General features: G+C 68.2%; 14 protein-coding genes and 2 pseudogenes. 5 read left to right on the forward strand and 11 right to left on the reverse strand.

What is annotated here, in order from left to right; translation table 11 throughout:
- Nucleotides 1-34: 34 nt before the first annotated feature.
- From OG746_RS37570 to OG746_RS37590, 5 genes and pseudogenes are all read right to left on the reverse strand, one after another.
- Nucleotides 35-436: a hypothetical protein gene (locus OG746_RS37570; RefSeq protein ID WP_266722924.1), complete on the reverse strand. Its 402-nt coding sequence runs from the start codon at nucleotides 434-436 to the stop codon at nucleotides 35-37.
- Between the two features lie 9 nt (nucleotides 437-445).
- On the reverse strand, nucleotides 446-4756 hold the full coding sequence (locus tag OG746_RS37575) for a putative T7SS-secreted protein (protein WP_266722926.1): 4311 nt from the start codon (nucleotides 4754-4756) through the stop codon (nucleotides 446-448).
- Nucleotides 4753-5193 (reverse strand): hypothetical protein, encoded by a 441-nt coding sequence (locus OG746_RS37580; RefSeq protein WP_266722928.1) that lies wholly within the window; start codon nucleotides 5191-5193, stop codon nucleotides 4753-4755. The genes OG746_RS37575 and OG746_RS37580 overlap by 4 nt, the downstream gene beginning before the upstream one ends.
- The gene (locus OG746_RS37585) at nucleotides 5190-5546 is read right to left on the reverse strand and encodes an SseB family protein (protein WP_266722930.1); all 357 of its coding nucleotides are present in this window, start codon (nucleotides 5544-5546) and stop codon (nucleotides 5190-5192) included. Before OG746_RS37585 ends, OG746_RS37580 begins: the two co-directional genes overlap by 4 nt.
- A gap of 97 nt (nucleotides 5547-5643) precedes the next feature.
- Nucleotides 5644-5766 (reverse strand): annotated as a pseudogene (locus OG746_RS37590) (transposase); the annotation flags it as partial.
- A 26-nt stretch (nucleotides 5767-5792) separates the two neighbouring features.
- Between OG746_RS37590 and OG746_RS37595 the strand changes: the two are divergent.
- Entirely contained in the window at nucleotides 5793-6101 is a 309-nt protein-coding gene (locus tag OG746_RS37595) for a hypothetical protein (RefSeq protein ID WP_266722932.1), read from the forward strand.
- Nucleotides 6102-6155: 54 nt separating this feature from the next.
- Here OG746_RS37595 and OG746_RS37600 read toward each other — a convergent pair whose 3' ends face one another.
- Nucleotides 6156-6680: a hypothetical protein gene (locus OG746_RS37600; protein ID WP_266722933.1), complete on the reverse strand. Its 525-nt coding sequence runs from the start codon at nucleotides 6678-6680 to the stop codon at nucleotides 6156-6158.
- A 265-nt stretch (nucleotides 6681-6945) separates the two neighbouring features.
- Between OG746_RS37600 and OG746_RS37605 the strand changes: the two genes are divergently transcribed.
- Nucleotides 6946-8181, forward strand: coding sequence for a transposase (locus OG746_RS37605; protein ID WP_266722934.1), 1236 nt, complete (start codon nucleotides 6946-6948; stop codon nucleotides 8179-8181).
- A gap of 34 nt (nucleotides 8182-8215) precedes the next feature.
- Here the strand turns inward: OG746_RS37605 and OG746_RS37610 are convergent, their stop codons facing one another.
- Nucleotides 8216-10543 (reverse strand): NACHT domain-containing protein, encoded by a 2328-nt coding sequence (locus tag OG746_RS37610; RefSeq protein ID WP_266722935.1) that lies wholly within the window; start codon nucleotides 10541-10543, stop codon nucleotides 8216-8218.
- Nucleotides 10536-11489, reverse strand: a complete 954-nt coding sequence (locus tag OG746_RS37615; RefSeq protein ID WP_323179733.1) for a DUF6801 domain-containing protein — start codon at nucleotides 11487-11489, stop codon at nucleotides 10536-10538. Before OG746_RS37615 ends, OG746_RS37610 begins: the two co-directional genes overlap by 8 nt.
- 389 nt (nucleotides 11490-11878) lie before the next feature.
- On the opposite strand from OG746_RS37615, the gene OG746_RS37620 reads away from it, so the two are divergent.
- Complete coding sequence (locus OG746_RS37620) at nucleotides 11879-12109, forward strand: hypothetical protein (RefSeq protein ID WP_266722938.1); 231 nt, start codon at nucleotides 11879-11881, stop codon at nucleotides 12107-12109.
- Nucleotides 12110-12519: 410 nt separating this feature from the next.
- On the opposite strand, the gene OG746_RS37625 is transcribed toward OG746_RS37620, so the two are convergent.
- From OG746_RS37625 to OG746_RS37635, 3 genes are all read right to left on the reverse strand, one after another.
- On the reverse strand, nucleotides 12520-13620 hold the full coding sequence (locus OG746_RS37625) for an integrase core domain-containing protein (RefSeq protein WP_266722940.1): 1101 nt from the start codon (nucleotides 13618-13620) through the stop codon (nucleotides 12520-12522).
- Between the two features lie 9 nt (nucleotides 13621-13629).
- On the reverse strand, nucleotides 13630-13893 hold the full coding sequence (locus OG746_RS37630) for a hypothetical protein (RefSeq protein WP_524540521.1): 264 nt from the start codon (nucleotides 13891-13893) through the stop codon (nucleotides 13630-13632).
- A 112-nt stretch (nucleotides 13894-14005) separates the two neighbouring features.
- Nucleotides 14006-16156 carry an ATP-binding protein gene (locus OG746_RS37635; protein ID WP_266722942.1) on the reverse strand — a complete coding sequence of 717 codons (2151 nt, stop codon included), beginning with the start codon at nucleotides 16154-16156 and terminating at the stop codon, nucleotides 14006-14008.
- Between the two features lie 212 nt (nucleotides 16157-16368).
- On the opposite strand from OG746_RS37635, the gene OG746_RS37640 reads away from it, so the two are divergent.
- Together OG746_RS37640 and OG746_RS37650 are read left to right on the forward strand one after the other, a co-directional pair.
- A complete protein-coding gene (locus OG746_RS37640; RefSeq protein ID WP_266722944.1) occupies nucleotides 16369-16497 on the forward strand; it encodes a hypothetical protein in 129 nt (42 codons plus the stop codon).
- Nucleotides 16498-16674: 177 nt separating this feature from the next.
- Nucleotides 16675-16885: pseudogene (locus OG746_RS37650) on the forward strand (transposase); the annotation flags it as partial.
- Nucleotides 16886-16975 lie beyond the last annotated feature (90 nt).

Consider the following 16975-nt stretch of genomic DNA (forward strand, 5'->3'; position numbering starts at 1 on the left):
TCGAAACGGCTGCTCTCTCCAGGAGCGGATGGCTTCAGGGGGCCCCGGCGCCACGCTCTGGCTCGTTGGTGCCACTGTCGGGAGTCATCAGCAAGGTAAGGCGCCGGATCAGCGCCTCGGCGTCTCTTGCGGAGAGTCCGGTTCGAGTCTCGAATTCGGACCTGCCCAAGTGGTGAAGCGTCGTCGTGGCCGCCGAAAGCGTCTTCAGGAACGTGTCTGCCTGGACCGCGAGGGATTGAGGCGAGGCGACGGATTGCATCCTTTTGGCTTTGCGGATTGCGCGTACATCGTCGACGAGTGCGCGCGCGTCAGCGATGACTCGGGCATCGTCGATGATGTACGACGCCTGGACAACCTCCTTGAGGACGTGGAAGAGGATGCTTCCCTCGCCAGTGGAGAGGTCCAGGGTCGGCCCGCCGCGAACGTTGATTTGCATGGGTGTCAGCTACTCCAGGTCTTCAAAGTATGTGTGTCCCTCCTGGGGTGTGAAAACGGAGCCTCCGTGAGGACTACCGGGGTCCTCAATAACGACGGCTCCAGTGTCTGGGTCCCAGTAGGCCGTTCTTCCGCTGTTCAGCCCGTATCGCGTCTCGACCCCGTCGATGTCACCTTCAAGGACGTTGGAGACGTAATTTGCCAGCTTGTCTTGGGGGATGTTCTTGACGTGATGATCCAGTGCGCCGTCGCTGAATCTCTCGTTTGCGTGCTGCGCAATGCTATTCGCCTCAGGCAGCGGGTCTTCGCACTTGAGGCCCAAGGCATCGATCCACGCGAGTGGATTGGCGACGTACGCGTGGTGATTTACGGCGGGCCGGAGACCGAGCGGGTCAGGGCTGAGGTATCGGGCGGTTTCGGGGTCGTAGTAGCGCTGATTGTTGTAGTAAAGGCCAGTTTCGGTGTCAATGTACTGGCCGGGGAAGCGTAGGGGGCAGTCGACGATGTCGGCCGTCGTGACAGCGGGGAAGGGCGCGCCCCACAAGGTCGTGCGCTGTTGCCATTCGATCTCGCCGTCGGGGGTGACGAGTTCCGTCGGGGTGCCGACCAGGTCGGTGACGATCGCGTGGAAGCGGGCGTTGACATCGGCCTGGGTGAGGGTTTGGGCCAGGGGGCGGTGGGTGCCCGGGGTGTAGTCCCAGGTGGTGACGGTGCCATCGGTGGTGGCTTGTTCGGCGAGGCGGGTGCCGTCCCAGGTGAAGTGGACGGATTCGGCGCTTGTGCCGGTGTCGTCGAGGCGGTGTTTGGCGATGCGACGGCCTGTTGGGTCGTACGTGTACCGCCAGCGCGTGCCGTCAGGGGTGGTCGCTCCGGTGAGGCGGTCCTCGGTGTTCCAGGCGTAGGTCCAGGTGCGCTTCTGGCCGTTGAGGAGCCGGCGAGTGCGGCGGGTCAGGCGGCCCTGGGTGTCATACGTGTAGTGAGTGCGGCCGGCGCGGTGGAGCAGGGTGCCGGTCGTCTCGCGGAGGCCGTCGGAGTCCTCGGTGACGGGGGTTGCGGCCGAGGAGAGGTTGCCGGTGGAGTCGTAGGCGTACGACTCGCTCCAGCCGGTGGCACGGACCACGGTGGCCCGGCCGGTGGGGGTCAGGTCGAAGCGGCGGGTGCTGGTGGCCGTTCCGGATTCGGTGATCTCGGTGAGGTAGCCGTCCGCACGGTAGGTGTAACTGCGGTGCTGGAGTGGGGCAGTGTCCAGGTCGTGGGTGTGCAGGGACTGGGTGCTGAGGTGGCCTGCTGCGTCGAAGGTCTGAAGGAAGAAGGCGCTGTCGTCGACGGTGCGGGTGATCTCGTTGCCTGCGGCGTCGTAGCCGAAGTCGAGGCGGTGGCCGGTCGAGGTGGACAGCGCCTCGGGGTTGTTTCCGGCGCCGTAGGTCCAGGTGGATACGTGGCCGCTCGGAGTGGTGCGGGAGGTGCGGCGACCGAGTTCGTCGTAGCCGTACGCCGTGGTGCGACCGTTGACCGTCTCGGACTGGACGCGACCCAGTGGGTCGTGCGTGTAGGTGACAGCTGCGTCCGGGTTGGACATTGCGGTCAGCTGTCCGCCGGGTGTGTAGTCGAACGTGGTGCGGCGGCCGTCGTCCGTGAGACGTGCGGTGGTACGGCCGAATGCGTCGCGCTGGAAGGTCTCGGTCTCGCCTGCGCCGTTGGTGCGTGAAGCCAGACGGCCCGCTGCGTCGTGGGTGTAGGTGAGGGTGCGGCCGTTGAAGTCGGTCTCGGCGCGCAGGTGTCCGGCCGCGTCGTAGGAGTAGCTCCAGTTCAGCCCGGCCGGGTTGGTGACCTGAGTGAGACGCAGTTCGGTGTCGTACGTGAACGTGAACTCGGCGCCATCCGCGTCGGTGCGGTTGGCCGGCAGGTCGAAGTGTGTATAGGTGTGGTGGGTGGTGTGTCCGGCGCGGTTGGTGTGGGTGAGGAGGTTGCCCTCGTCGTCCCAGGCCCACGTGTCGCATGTGCCGTCGGGGTGCTGGCGAGACAGGGGCCTGCCCTCGGCGGACCAGGTGGTGTGTGTGGTGCAGCCGCGGGCATCGGTGACGGTCGCCGGGCGGCCGAACGCGTCGCGGGTGGCTGTGGTGGTGTGACCGTCCGCACCGGTGATGGTGAGGGGCAGGCCTGCCGCGTCGTTGGTGACGCGGCGGGTGTGGCCGAGCGCGTTGGTGACTGCAATCAGGTGCCCGAGGGCGTCGTACGCATAGGTGGTGGTCGCACCTGTCGGGTCGGTGGCCGAGAGGCGATTGCCGTGGATGTCGTACGTGTAATGCCAGGTGGCGCCGTCCGGCTGGGTGACTTGCACGGGCTGGTGCAGTGTGTTGTAAAGAGCCGTCGCGCGGGTGCCGTCGGGCAGTAGTACCCCGGTGAGATTGCCGTCCGTGTCGCGTTCGTAGCGAGTGGTGTTTCCGAGCGAGTCGATCACCGCAGTGAGGTGGCGGCCGTCCGGTGTCCACTGCTGCGACGTCGCGTTGCCCAGCGGATCGGTGGTGCGCAGCAGCTTGTTGCGCTCGTCGTACTCGTACAGCGTCGCGTGGCCGAGGGAGTCGGTGTAGGTGGTGCGGCGCTGGGCGGGTTCGTAGCGGAAGGTGCCGGACCACATGCCGTCCGGGCCGAGGGTGCGCAGGACGCGGCCGGCGTGGTCGTAGACGTAGGCGAAGGTGGTGTCGTTGCGGTCGGTCCAGGACGTGACACGGTCGGCGTCGTCGTAGGTGAAGGCTAGTGGTGTGCCGGAGGAGTTGGTCACTCCGGTGAGGTTGCCGAGTGCGTCGTACTCGTACGTGACGATCAGTGTGTCGGCCATACGCAGGGCCGTGATGCGCGGCAGGTCCGGGTGGGTCTCGACGGTGACGTGGTAGCCGCCGGAGTGGCGCAGCGCGATCGGGCAGCCGGTCTCGGTGTCGTAGTCCAGGTCGATGCGACGGCCGGAGCGGTCCTCGATCCCGGTCAACGGGTAGCCGGTGTGCGGATGTTCGGCGAAATGGAGGGTGCGGCCGGTATGCGGGTCGGTGAGGCGGAAGTCGCTCTCGTCGTCGCGGTGCAGGGGCCATTGCGCGCCGTGGGTGGGGTAGGCGGTCTCGCCGGTCTTGGGCAGCGGGTAGGCGAGCAGCACGCCGTCCGCCGCGGCGAACACGACGGTGTCCTCGTCGACTTCGAGGTGCTGGTCGAGAGTGGCGGCCCAGGAGCGGCCGAACCAGCCGCCCGCTCCGTAGTTGGACAGGTGGGTGCGGGTGAGGACGAGGGGGAGGGCGCCGGGGAGGGTGAGGTCGGTGTGGGTGAGGGACATCTCGCCGGTGGCGATGTCGATCGGCTCGCCGGCCTTGCACTTGTCGCCGTCCGCGCGGCACACGTCGTCGGGGCGGGTGTCGGTGTCCTCGCGGCCCTTGCCGTCGCGGCGCAGATTGGACACCCGGTCGGCGATCCGGTCCGCGGCACGGGCACCTCGCGTGGCGGCGGCGCTGGCGCCTCCGGTGACCAGGGCTGCGGCGGCGTCGGGCAGGATACGGCCGACCCAACGTGCGGGTTCACTCTTGAGCGTGTCCCAGTCTGCGACGGACTTGGCGAACTCGACGGGGTGCTGGGCCCCGTACACCATGCTGTCGGTGGCGCTGGCCAACGTCATGCCCCAACGGGAGGGATGGACGAGGATATTGGTCAGCTGCCCCATGCCTTCGAGGCCTTCGTAGCCCCCCTTGAGGATGTTCTTGCCGCCGCCGAGCAGCTTGCTGAACCAGCCGGGTTCGTCCGGCGCCGCCTCGGCTGCCGAGTCCAGGTGCTTCTTGGCACGGTGCGCGGCCTCTTCGACCTGCTCGCGCAGCTTGTCGACCTGGGCTTGGCAGTGGTCCATCGCCGCTACTCCCGGATCGGTCTCCGGCGGGCGGGTGGGAAGCGGGTCGGCGTCGCGGTCGACGGCGGCGTTGTAGTCGTCGACGTCCTGCTGGTGGGTGTGCGAGGCGCGACGGGCGTCGGCTGCGTCCTCGATGATCGGCCGCACTTTGTGCTGTGCCTCGGCGAGCACGTCGGCGTAGTCGGTGACCGCTTTGGCGGCCCGGTCGAAGGACTCGTGCGCCGTGTCCAATGTGTCGGGGATGTGGCGTACGGCGGAGCGGAAGTCCATCGCCGCGGCGCCCTGCCAGTCGTCCGCGTCCACGGTGCGCAGCCGCCGCTTGGCGTCGGCGAACGCACCCGCGTAAGCGCGCAGCGTCGCCCGCAGGGTCTCCAGCTGTTCGACATCGCCGGGTATGAGGTCCTTGGGCGTGCTGTCCGCGGTGATCGTGCCGCTCATCCGAACGCCCAGTCCTCGAAGCCCTGCTGCCAGCCGTCGGCGCCTTTCTCCCAGCCGGGCTTGTTCCCGGGCAGGTCCGGGTGGGTTTGGTCGTACTGCCACTGGCCGACCGGGCCGGAGGGCAGCGAGGCGAGGTTCTCGTCGGTGGGCGTGAAGTTGTCGATGCCCAGCTCCTCGGCCTGTTCGTAGCCGGCGATGGTCTCGTTCAACTTGTCGACGATGTCCTCGGAGTACTTGATCAGCTCGCCCATGCCGTAGTCCCAGGACTCCAGGAAGCCGTCGACCGCCGAGGTGACAACTTCTGATCCGGCGTGCGTGGCATGGGAGGCGATGTCGCTCTTCTTGGCGCGGACGTCCTTGGCCGCGACCATCGACTCCTCCAGCGGTGCCACTGTGCGCTGCAACGCGGAGATCTCGACCTTGTAGCCGTCACTCACCGGGGATCGCTCCCCTTGCTGGGTTCGGCGCTGTCCGCGGGATCGGGGCGCAGTGGGTCCACAAGCTCGGCGGGCAGTAGCTGCGGTGCGCTTCCGGCAAGATCCACGACCAGTCCGTGATCCTCGGGCAGCAGTGTCATCAGGTCCGCACCCAGAGTGGAGAACCACTCGCACGCCCCGGCGTAGCGGGCCAGCTCCGCCACGGACGAGAACACCGCGACCAGTGGCCCCTCCGGCCCCTCGACCGCAAAGAACCCAGGCTCCTCGCCCCGCTGGAAGTACCAGCGGCCCCGCAGGAGCGCCTCACGTATCTCGCCGGGCAAATCCGCCTCGGCCGTCCCCCGACCTGCCATGCGCAACATCCAATCATGGGCGCATGATGTGTCGGCGTGCCGGGTCGTCCGGAGGCAGCGGCCCCGCAGGCCGGGATGGCCGGCCGGCGGCTTACGGCAGCAAGGTGCGGCCGGCGGCGGAATCTTGCACGCTCGCCGCGGTGACCAGCACCGCCAGAGGCAGTCCGAGGGTGTCGGTGATGATGCTGTGTTTGCATCCGACGATCTTCTTGCCCGCCTCGGATCGGCGGCGACAAAACGGGCGCGGTGCAGAACGTGGTCGGCCAGAACATCTCCAATGTTCACCAGCACGCCGCGCCTCACACGACCACAGACCCCGCCGCCGTGCGAGACCTCTTGGCTGCGTTCCGCGTACAGGTCGACCAGGCGTCACTGGAGAATGCCGACGTGCTGCGCGCCATGACCACCCGCAACGACACTCAACTCGCCGACCCAGCTGAACACGCGGAAGGTCTGCGGGGCGTCGCCGGGGCCTTGCCTGCGCTTGTGGTCGGGACGGCCGTGCAGCAGGGAGGGGAGGCGTTGGCCAATGCCATTGCAGGGCTGGTGAGTTGAAGGGTTTCGGGTGCGGATCCTTGCAGTGATGCTCGGTTCGTCGTGACCCATGGGTCAGCGTGCGTCGTCGTTCCCGGGGTGTTTGCTCAGGAACTCGTTGGCAGCCTCGACTGCTTCCCGGTTGAGCTCTTCACGCGAGATGCCCCAGTTCTCTTCCCAGCCGTCCAGGTTGTGCGCGCAGTGGACGAGCGGTTCCAGGTCTTCCGGATATCCAAGGTCGTAGGCGATGTCTGCCCGGATGAGGTGTGTCCCGGTGGCCGGGTCGAGCGACCCGTCGGCGATCTGGCCGGTGATCCAGTGCGCCATCGCCCACTTCGCGGCCCGGGGATCGGCCGGCGGGTGGAAGACCAGCCCCAACTCGTCCAGCACCTCGTCGTAGAGCTCGGATGCTTCGGGCTCCTCGTTGCGAAGGAGGCCCGCCAGCAGGGCGAGTGAAGGGCTCTCGACGCCGGCGATCAGGGCGTCCAGCCCGGCCTGAATGAGGCGGTCGGATCCGACATGCCTTCCGAATGCCCTCTCGCGTGCGAGGTGACTGAGCTGCTTGAGCGCCTCGTCCTGCGTCATCAGGGCCTTCTTCATCGGTGTCTGGGTGCGGCAGCCTCGCATCCCCGCCGCGTCAGCGCCAACGGTTTCGGGCGTGCTTCCTCTGAGCTTGACTCTGTCGGGGATCTTGGAGTCTTCCGGTGCGGCAGCATGATCTACGGGCATGCTCGGGGAGTTCCGCCGACCGATGTAGCTGTCGAGGCGCCCGTTGTCTCTGCGTCCCCGTTCCGGTGAGCACGTTCCGCCTCTGACCGCGCGGATCGCGCGGGCAAGCAACCCAGGTGGCACGACGGCGATATGGGTGCGGGACCGGCTGGATGGGCTGTGGCGCGACGAGGACTTCGCGGACTGGTACCCCAGGGACGGGCGCCCGGGGCTCTCGCCCGCTCAACTGGCCACCGTCTGTGTGCTGCAGTTCGTGCTCGGCCTGTCGGACCGGCAAACCAAGCCCGTGACCAGGATTCTTGCCACCGGAAACGACGCCGTCCGGCTTCTGGAACACCTCTACCTTCACGGAGCGGACCACATGTCCGGCCCTCGCATCCAGGCTCTGCGGCAGATCATGATGCAGAACTATCACCGTGATGCTGCTGGGCACCTACGCTGGCGCACCGCCGAGAAGGAAGGCGGGGCGGGACTGCCGCCGTCGTCGAGGGCGATCATCTCGCCCTACGACACGTCGGCCCGCTATGCACGGCACGGGCACATCATCAGCTGGAAGGGGTTCGCCGCTCATCTGACCGAGACCTGTGCTGCCGACGGCCCCAACGTGATCACGGATGTCGCCACCACTGCGGCCACCACTCACGACAGCCAGGTCCTGCCCGGCATCCACACCCGCCTGGCACGCCGCCAACTGCTGCCTGCCGAGCACCTGGTCGACGCCGGCTACACCTCCCTACCCCACCTGGAACAAGCCGCCCGTGAACACCAGGTCACCGTCTCCGGGCCGTTGAAGAGCAATCCCACGCACCAGCATCGCCGCAACGAGGGCTTCGCCCGGGACGACTTCCATGTCGACTTCGATCGTCAGCAGGTCACTTGTCCCCAGGGGCAGGTCAGCGTGGGCTGGCACGGCCCCTACCCGACCTCCTCGCCCACTGCGGCCCCGCTGATCGTGGCCAGGTTCACCATGAGCCAGTGTCGTCCCTGCCCGGCTCGCGCCCAGTGCACCAGCACCGCCGACAGCGCTCGCACCGTGGGCTTTCTTCCGCGCGAGCTCCGTGACCTGCAACTCCGCGTTCGCGCCGAGCAGCAGACGCCCGAGTGGAAGGCCCGCTACGCGGTCCGCTCCGGAGTGGAGGGCACGGTCAACGAGTTCGCCCACGGCCACGGTATGCGGCGCTGCCGCTACCGGGGGCAGGGAAAGGCCCACGTCCAGCACGTCCTGACGGCCATCGCCATCAATATCGAGCGCCTCGGCGGACTGTCACCGGCTGAGGAATCCCCCAGGCCCTGCCAGCCGACTGCCTTCCAGAAGTACCTCGACCAGCACGAGATTCCTCGCCCGAAGTTCTGGCGAACCCTGGGAAGTTGACTCCGCCGACACCAAGATCCCCGACAGAGTCAAGCTAAGGGTGCGGCGCTGTGGCTTCGGCGGCTCCGCCCACGGGCGAGGACTGCTTTTGCCCTCCCTTCGGCCCGGAAGGTGGCGTTGCCGGGAGGGGCGTCGCCAGGTGGCCCCGGAGCCGCTCATGGCGGAACTGGTACACGGCACCCGCCCGCCGCAGTACGTCGCGTGAACAGGCATCCTCCAGGAACGCCACCGGCCGCCACGGAACACGCCCCTTCAGGGGAAGCCAGATACGAACCAGAGCAACCCACTGACCATACGCCGTCATGCAGAGGCAGTAGCCGAACCCGCCGCCGAACGCACCTTCCAGCCCGAAGACGAGCCCGATCTGGAAGCTGCGGAGCGGAGTCTCGGTGAAGCTGGCCGTCACACCCGCGATGAGTCCGAGCGCGAGCGCCCAGACGACGAGTTGGGCGATCGCGTTCTCGCGGTTCTGCCTCAGCAGGTCGACGCAGCCCACAGACTTCTTCACGTCGATGGGCGTCTCCAGCCAGGTCATGAGCGCGAGCGCGGTCCCGGCTGACAGCCCGATGGTGAGCGGGAACTGGGCTGCCGCCACGAGCCCGCCGCCGAGCCCGTCGCCCAGCGCCAGCAACGGCAGGAGCAGCCGGTCGACGAGCACGATGAGCAGCGCGACGACGAATCCGATGCGGGCGGCCAGGAAGGCCTTGAGCAAGAGTCCGTGGAAGAACTGTCTGTCCCAGTCTTCCCTGTCGTGGCCGGTCAGGCGGACCTGCACGGGAGGGCGCGGCTCCGACTGTGGCACGGAGTTGGCGCGCCAGTAGGCGTATCCGAAGGCCGGCCCGGACACGAGTCCGTGCAGCAGCCCGACGACCAGGCCGCGCAGGATCGCGAACCCGAGTCCGTGCGACGTGGCGATCAGGTTCACGGGAATGTTCCCGATCCCGGTTGCCAGCGCGAAGGGGAGCCCTGCCAGGAATGAGATCACGGCCGTCCGCGCGCGCAGGCTCATCTCCGTGCCGAGCCGCCACCACGCCAGGTCAGGGCCACCGGTCTGGTTCAGATGGTCGGCGAGGTACCCGAGCCAGCGGCGGGCGCGCCGCGGGCTCCACTGCCGGGGAGGCGGGTTCGGGTCGCCGGGGCGCCGGCCGTAAGCTGCCGGAATCAAGCTGCTCAGGAGGTGTTCCTCGATCTCCTCCCGGGATGCGAACTCGAGCAGGTCTTTGGGGGTGCGCCCAGGACCGTCGCGTCTGTCGCCGTCCCCCGTGGCGGCCCTCTCACCGTAGATGTCGCGAATAAGAGAGACCATCAGGGGCGTGGTCAGGACCCCACGCAGGTTCCTGTGGGCCGGGGTGTCGGGACGGTCGCGCAGTCCCGCCAGTACGTGATTCCACTCGGACTTGATGGTCGGGGCGCTGCCGAGCACCAGGAAGCTCTCCGCGTCGTCCGGAGTGAGAGCGGTCAGTTCGATCGCGGCGGCGCGGTGGAGGCCTCTGGTTCTGTCGGACGCGGCGGCGTACGAATCTGTACGGCTGGTCAGAACCAACGGGCCGTCGTACGAGTTGAGTTGGTCGATCGCAAGAGGCCGGAGTTCTTCGGCGATCTCGTCGAATCCGTCCAGCACAGGGAGGATCATCGTCTTCTCGACCAGGGCGGTGGCGACCGTAGTCCCGCCGTCGGTGATGGTGTCCATACCGGTCGTGTCACGAGTCAGCCGACTGCTCAGCCACTTCTCCAACTTCTCGTCCTTGGGATTCCACGCCCCCAGACTGAAGAACTCCGGAACGGGCTCACCGGGCAGCGGGTTCTTCAGCAGTTCCAGGACGAGTCGCAGGCCGAGGACGGTCTTTCCCGAACCGACGTCGCCCAGCACTACCAGCCGGCCGGAGGGCACCTTCCTGTACGTCTTGGTGATGTCTCCCGAGGCCTCGCGCAGGTCCAGTGGTTCGGCCGTCCCCTCCGGGGCGTCGCAGATGTGGGCCCAGTGGTCCATCCGGGCCTCGTCGGCCGTTGTCCAGCGCACGGGCAGCAGCCGCGCGTTCGGATGCCCGACCTTCCGCTGCCGGGTCTCGTTCCGCCAGCGGACTTTGACAGCTTCGGCCAGCCTTCCCGCGGCCCTGCGGAGTTCGTCCCGCGAATCCGGCTCGTCCCGCGGCCGCGGCTCGCTCGCCGGTATCTGCTCCTGCCCGGCTGTCATAGGCGGGGAGAAGTGGACGTGCACCCCGCCGGTGAAATCTCTGCCCTGGATCACCGGCCCGTGGATGACGGCGCCGTCGCTCACCTTGTTCACATGCGACCCGGAGGGCTCGTCACCCTTCTCCTTGGGCTCGGGTGCCCCGCCGTCGGTATGAGCCACGTCACTCATCCCGACCCTCCGCGCGGCTGCGGTGTCGGCCCCACCAGCCGATCCCGGCCGCGACCGCGCTCACCACGAGGAAGGCCGCGATCGCGCCCACCGGCACCGGCCAGTGCGCGCCGCCATTCGTGGAGGCGTCGGCCGCGACGGTGCCCGGTGCGCCGGGCTGAGAGGGCTTCGGTGTACTGCTGGGTGAACCGGAGGGGCTCTGTCCCTTTGCCGATGAGGAAGCCGACGCGGACGCCGAACCCGAGCCGCCGGGGTCGGCCTTTCCCGGCCCCCCTGACGATCCCGACGCTTCCGTCTTCCCGTGTCTGCCCGGCGTGAGCGGTGCCCCCGAAGCGGTTGGGCCCATCGAGGCGGGTATCACCTTGAAGGTCGCCAACAACCCGCTCTGCCCGCTGTTGAGGTCGCACGATGTATCGATCTTGCCTGCGGGTGTCTCGTCCCCGTCGGCGTTCCGTGGAGTCAGGTGAAGGTCGATCGAGCCAACGATGATCTTCGCAGGGCCCGAGCGGTGGAAGACGAACGAGGGGATGGTACCGCTCGCCGGGACGGTCAGCGCATCGGAATCCCTGACCGCCGTCCTGGCCACCTTGAGCCGCATGGTGACGGGGAGATTGCCCTCCGGTGCGGCGACAATGGCGTGCACCTCTGCCGTGCCCTCGACCGTGGCCGCGCCGACGAACCGGAGTGTCCTGATGACGTTGGAACCGACCGTCGCCGCCGTCCGGATCGGCTGCAGCGGGGTGGGTCGTCCGACCGTGTGGGTGTGCGAGGCGTTCCACACGACCGTCGCTGTCATCGGCTCGTCCCCGATCACCGGAAACGGGCACGTGTAGCGCAGCGAACTCGGATCCGGCGCCGCGACCGCGGAGCCGGATCCCAAGACAGCGACAAGGACGACAAGCGCCGCTGTCCAGCCGTGTAACGCGGCCCTGGGCAGGATCTTCATGTGGCGGCTCCCGTGAAAGCGTCGGTCACCAGCCTGGGGCGATGCTGCGGAGACTGGGCGAACGGGGACCTCATATGGTGAAACGGTTCCATTGAGTCGTCAATAACCTTCTGTGCCTGCCGAGTTGAGATGATGTGATGAGGTCGTGATGCATTCGCGTGCCAAAGTTGCCAGGAAGCGGGGCGAGTGGACATGGTGATGCGCTGTCACGGTAAATAGGGGGGGGCGGCTCCTGAGTTCGGAGGTTTTCTGTGGAACCGATTGCAGCCGATCTACTCATGGCCTTTGCGGGCAGTACAGCGGGGGCGGCGGGGCAACAGGCGTGGCAGTCACTGCGGGCGCTGGTGACGCGTGACCCGGGGGAAGGAGCGCACGGGCAGAGAGAGTTGATGGCGCTGGAAGGAGAGCCCGGTAGGCTCGAGCGCGCACAGGAGTTGGCTGCAGCACTGACTTCACGGGCCGCGCAGGATTCCGAGTTCGCCCGGCTGCTGGAGGCGTGGCGTCAGGACGCCAGGCCAATGCGGACCGGCGCGGGCGATGTGCGGAACGAAATCTCCGGCACCGTGCACGGGCGCGTCGTGACGGGTCGGGACTTCAACGGACCGGTCACCCTCAACTGAGGGCTCGCGGCCCCGCGCCGCCCCTGACGGGGCACGATCAAGCGTCAACGAGATCTCGCGGGCGCGAGTGAAGCTGTGGCGGAGCCTTTGCGGGCGTTGTTCGCCGCAGTTGCCCGGCCGTTGGCAACTGAGCTTGACTTTGTCGGGGATCTTGGAGTTTCCCGGTGCGGCAGCATGATCGACGGGCATGCTCGGGTAGTTCCGCCGACCGATGCAGCTGTCGAGGTGCCCGTTGTCCCTTCGCCCCCGTTCCGGTGAGCAAGTTCCACCTCTGACTGCGCGGATCGCGCGGGCGAGCAACCCGGGTGGTACGACGGCGATATGGTTGCGTGACCGGTTGGACGGGCTGTGGTGCGACGAGGACTTCGCCGACTGGTACCTGTGCGTGCCGATAATTGCGTCCATGCAGGTCAGGAAGCATGTTGGTACTCGTGGAGTACGCCGCCGAGACGATCGTGTCGGCGAACGCGAAGCGGCTCGAGCTGTGGTGGATTGAGCGGTTCCGGCACGACTCGGAGGGGTGCGGCAGCCTGCAGTGTGCGGTGGGTGCGGTGATGGTTGTAATGCTGTTCGTACTCGCGGAGCGCTTGCCGCAGGTGGGCTTCGTTCCAGAGCAGGGTGCGGTCGAGGAGTTCACGGCGCAGGCTGCGAACCCAGCGTTCCATGATTGAGTTCATGCGTGGCGTGCGGACGGCGGTGAGCACGGTGCGCATCCCGGCCTGAGAGAGGATCTCGTCGATGACGGCGGGGTATTTTGCGTCGCGGTCGCGGATCATGAACTTGATGGCGGTGAGCTGTCCGGCGTCTTCGAGGTCCATGACCAGGTTCTTGATCGCCTGGGTGACCCAGGCGTGGGTGGGATGCGCGGTGGTGCCGAGCACACGGACGTTTCGGTGGGCGTGGTGGATGGCGGCGAGGATGTACTGACGCTGTCCGGTGAGGGTGACGGTCTCGATGAAGTCCATCGCGAGGATTGCCTCGGCCTGGGAGTGCAGGAATGTGGCCCAGGTGACGTTCGAGCGATGGGTTGAAGGATCGATGCCTTCGGTCTTGAGGATTTCCCAGACGGTGGAGGGTGCCAGTTTGATGCCGAGGAGTGTGAGTTCGCCGTGGATACGCCGGTAGCTCCAGGTGGGGTTTTTCTCGGCGAGGCGGAGTATGAGGCGGCGGACGGAAGTGACTGTGCGGGGGCGGCCGGGACGCGGGTTGCGGCTGAGATGGACGTGACGGCTATTCATGAAGTCGCGGTGCCAGCGCAGGACAGTGTCCGGGGAGACGATGAGTCGTAGCCGGCGCAGGGCGGTTCGTGGCAGCGGGGCGAGGAGAGCGGCCAGGAAGGCGCGGTCGGCCTCCTGAAAGCCGGGGCGTTGGCTGCCGAGCCGGCGTTGCAGGACGGCGAGCTGGTGACGCAGCGCGAGGATCTCGACGTCCTTGTCGTGGTCGCTCATAGGGATCAGCCGCAGGGCGGTGAAGGCGTGGGAGACGGCGATGCAGGCCAGGCGTACGAGCATGGACAGTGATCATTGCCGACCGCTGTCGTCGGCGCGACAACAGGGCTGAACTGCACCGCCGTAATATTCGGCACCCACAAGGGCGGCGAAGCGCTCCGGCAGGCTGTTGCGGACGCGGACGTCCTTGGCGCGGTCGGCCGCGGCCAGGGCCGCCGGGAGTGCGTCGAGGGTCAGCTCGGTGCAGTAGACGGGGCTGTTCGGCTGCTGGCGCCAGGAGTCGGCCGGCGTGCCGGCGTCGTAGGGGTCGAAGCCGGTGTCGTCCACGAGCTGCATGGCTACGCGCCGCGCCTCCTCGGAGTCGCCGGCGACGGGGATGGCGATGCGGCCCGGAGTGCCTGCCGGGACACGCTTGCGAAAGTCGAGGGGCCGAATCGAGCCCGGTAACTCAGCCGGACTCAGGCCCGTTTGACTGATTGGAGACGCTGCGCAGGACCTCCATCACCCCCGCGTGGACCGAGGAGACGTCCGCTCCGCTCGCGTACTGCTCGGTGTATTCGTCCGGGCCGAGGGCGGCGCGGACCGCGTTCTCGCAGGTGCGTCGGTGCTCGGTCATCTCGGGGGAACCCAGGTGCGGGGTGCCGAGGATGTCCCAGGCCCGGTCGACGAGGCCGAAGAGGCGGGCCGCCAGATCGGGGTGCTGGTCGCCGGTGGCCGCGACGGCCAGGGAGTCGAGAGTGATCGCCATCCCGTAGAGGTCGTCCAGGCGCCACTTGGCCTCCAGCGACGACAGGAGCGAGGCGATCGCCTCGGCCGGACTGCCCTGGGCGATGCAGTGGTTGCCCCAGACGTAGTCCGCGTAGGAGCGGATCCAGATCTCGCCGAGGGGATCGGTCAATTCCCGCAGTCGGTCCACCCGGGCCCGCACCCCGTCGGCTTCGCCGAGCATCATGTGTGCGTAGCCCCAGGTGGGCAGGGCGGACAGCTCGATCATGGGAGGGCCGGTGCGGGCGGCCAGTTCGTGTGCGGCCGCGTACAGCGGCAGGGACTCGGCGGGCGAGCCACGCAGGGTCATCGCGGCGGCCTGGACCCACATCGCCCCGGCCAGGGCGGGCTTGTCGTCGTACTTCTCGGCGAGGATCCGGGCCTCCGCCGCCCGGCGGGCCGTGGTGTCCAAGTCGCCCTGGCCCAGCGCGACATAACCGCACGACCACAGGGTCCGCGCCGCGGCGCGCGGACGGTCGGGCGCGAGGGCGAGTGCCGCCTCGCTGTAGTACCGTCCCTCGCGCAGATGGCCGCAGCCGAACCAGAAGTAGAGCAGGTCGCTCGCCATCTCCAGGGCCGCGTCCCGGTCCGTGCGCAGACAGGTGTCGAGGGCGGCGCGCAGATTGGGCAGTTCGGTGCGGGTGTCGGCGTGCCACCGCGCCTGGTCGGGCCCGATCCACGCCTGGTCGCCGCGTTGAGCGAAGTCGCGGTAGTAGTCGCGGTGGCGCAGCCGCACCGGGTCCGACTCGCTGACCCGTTCGAGCCATTCGGCGCCGTACTCGCGCACGGTGTCGAGCAGCCGGTAGCGGGGCTCCGCCTCGCTGTCCTCGGCCAGGACGACGGACTTGGCGAGCAGCCCGTCCAGGACCTCGGTGAGATCGCAGTCGGCGAGGGGTTCCGAGCTGCACACGAAGTCGACGGCCTTGCGGTCGAAGCTGCTGGGGAAGACGGAGAGCCGGGCCCACAGCAGCCGCTCCCGCGGGGTGCACCACTCGTGGCTCCAGCCGACGGTGGTGCGCAGCGCGCTGTGCCGTGCGGGCCGCCGCAGCGGTGTGGCGCCCGGCAGCCTGTCTTCGGCGCCCAACTCGGCCGCCGGGTCCGGCGGTTCGGCCCCCGCGTTCGCCGACAGGACGGCCATCCGCCGGCCAAGGCGGTGCACGAGATAGTTGACGGACGTGGCGCGCAGCAGTCCCGAGGCGAGCTCGATGGCGAGTGGCACCCCGTCCAACAGGGTGCACAGCCGGGCGAGTTCCTCCGGGGCCACCTGGCCGGGCGGCTCCTCGTCGGGCCAGGCACGGACGCGCAGTAGATCGAGAGCCTCGCCCTCGGGCCCGGTGTCCATGGGGCCGACGTCGACACGACGCTCGTACGGGATGTCGAGGGCCTGCCTGCTGGTGGCCAGGATGCACAGTCCCGGCGCCTCGGCGAGCAGGGTTCTGGCGAGCCGGGCGCACGCCTCGACCAGGTGCTCGCAGGTGTCCAGAACGAGCAGCAGCTCGCGGTCGCGCAGATACTCCGTGAGGACGTCGATCAGTGGCTGATTCGTCTGGTCGGCGACGCCCAGGACGCCCGCGAGCGTGTGCTCGAGGAGGTCGGGGGAGAGGACGGGGGACAGTTCGACGAGCCAGGCGCCGTGGCCGAAACGGGGAGCGGTCCTGGCGGCGGCCCGCAGGGCGATGCGGGTCTTGCCGATGCCTCCGGGCCCGGTCAGGGTGACGAGCCGTGAGCTGCCGAGCGCGTCGAGCACTTCACCCAACTGCCTTGCCCTGCCGATGAACTGGGTGGTCTCGATCGGCAGATTGCCGTACTTCGGCCTGTCGCTGTGCGTGGCCATCACGCGAACCCACCCCTCCCAGCGGGACACCAAAGGAGCCACTGGTGCACCGCTTTCCAGACACGGAGCGTTGCACACCCGGCCACCCCCTGCCACCCGAACGGAGGACAGAGGGTAATGGCCCAGGTCCGGCGCGGCCGTGTTCCCGCCCCCGCGGCGCGAGCCGGATCCGTATGGCGCGCAGGCGCGTTGACGCCGGACGGGCTCGGCGTGTGCCGTCCGGCACGGCATCCGCAGCGTTCCAGGCGCTGCGCATCGCGCTGACCATGCCCGCCGACGCCCCGGCCTGGTACTACGAAGGCATCGTCACGCCGACCCCGGCCGCCGACGCCCAGGGGTAGCGGCTGCGGGTGCCGGTCGGGCTGCGGGGCGCGGGGGGTGGGGGCCCGGCGTTCCACCGCCCTGCGGTCGCACTCTCGACGGCGGAATCAACGGCTTCGCGATCTCCCACAGGCCACCAGGAACTTTCCAACTTCACTTATCCTTGCCCGTGTTGAGGTACTACTCCGCCTCACCACATACAGCGGGTGGTGCCGCCGGCGCCGGTTCGCCAGCAGGGTGGAGGCCACCGTCGACGAGGTGACCGAGAGGTGCTGGCCGCGATCATCTTCGTGGCCACCTCGGGCTGCACGTGGAATCAACTACCGCCCGGCTTCGGACTGTCGGGGTGACTGCCTTCCGTCGTTTCACCGAGTGGACCGAGGCCGGGTATGGGCCAAACTCCACCAGAGGCTCTGTTCTTATGCACGGCCACGGCAGAATCACCCGACCCGAGCTGTGCGTGCCGATAATTGCGCCCTTGCAGGTCAGGAAGCATGT

It is taken from the genome of Streptomyces sp. NBC_01016 (assembly GCF_026341035.1).
Taxonomy (GTDB): domain Bacteria; phylum Actinomycetota; class Actinomycetes; order Streptomycetales; family Streptomycetaceae; genus Streptomyces.

Bases quoted from the DNA above. Each gene is read 5' to 3' on its own strand.
- OG746_RS37570 (WP_266722924.1), bottom strand. From the start codon at position 436: ATGCAAATCAACGTTCGCGGCGGGCCGACCCTGGACCTCTCCACTGGC.
- OG746_RS37635 (WP_266722942.1), bottom strand. From the start codon at position 16,156: ATGGCCACGCACAGCGACAGGCCGAAGTACGGCAATCTGCCGATCGAG.
- OG746_RS37610 (WP_266722935.1), bottom strand. From the start codon at position 10,543: ATGAGTGACGTGGCTCATACCGACGGCGGGGCACCCGAGCCCAAGGAG.
- OG746_RS37615 (WP_323179733.1), bottom strand. From the start codon at position 11,489: ATGAAGATCCTGCCCAGGGCCGCGTTACACGGCTGGACAGCGGCGCTT.
- OG746_RS37620 (WP_266722938.1), top strand. From the start codon at position 11,879: ATGGCGCTGGAAGGAGAGCCCGGTAGGCTCGAGCGCGCACAGGAGTTG.
- OG746_RS37585 (WP_266722930.1), bottom strand. From the start codon at position 5,546: ATGGCAGGTCGGGGGACGGCCGAGGCGGATTTGCCCGGCGAGATACGT.
- OG746_RS37600 (WP_266722933.1), bottom strand. From the start codon at position 6,680: ATGAAGAAGGCCCTGATGACGCAGGACGAGGCGCTCAAGCAGCTCAGT.
- OG746_RS37625 (WP_266722940.1), bottom strand. From the start codon at position 13,620: ATGCTCGTACGCCTGGCCTGCATCGCCGTCTCCCACGCCTTCACCGCC.
- OG746_RS37630 (WP_524540521.1), bottom strand. From the start codon at position 13,893: ATGCAGCTCGTGGACGACACCGGCTTCGACCCCTACGACGCCGGCACG.
- OG746_RS37575 (WP_266722926.1), bottom strand. From the start codon at position 4,756: ATGAGCGGCACGATCACCGCGGACAGCACGCCCAAGGACCTCATACCC.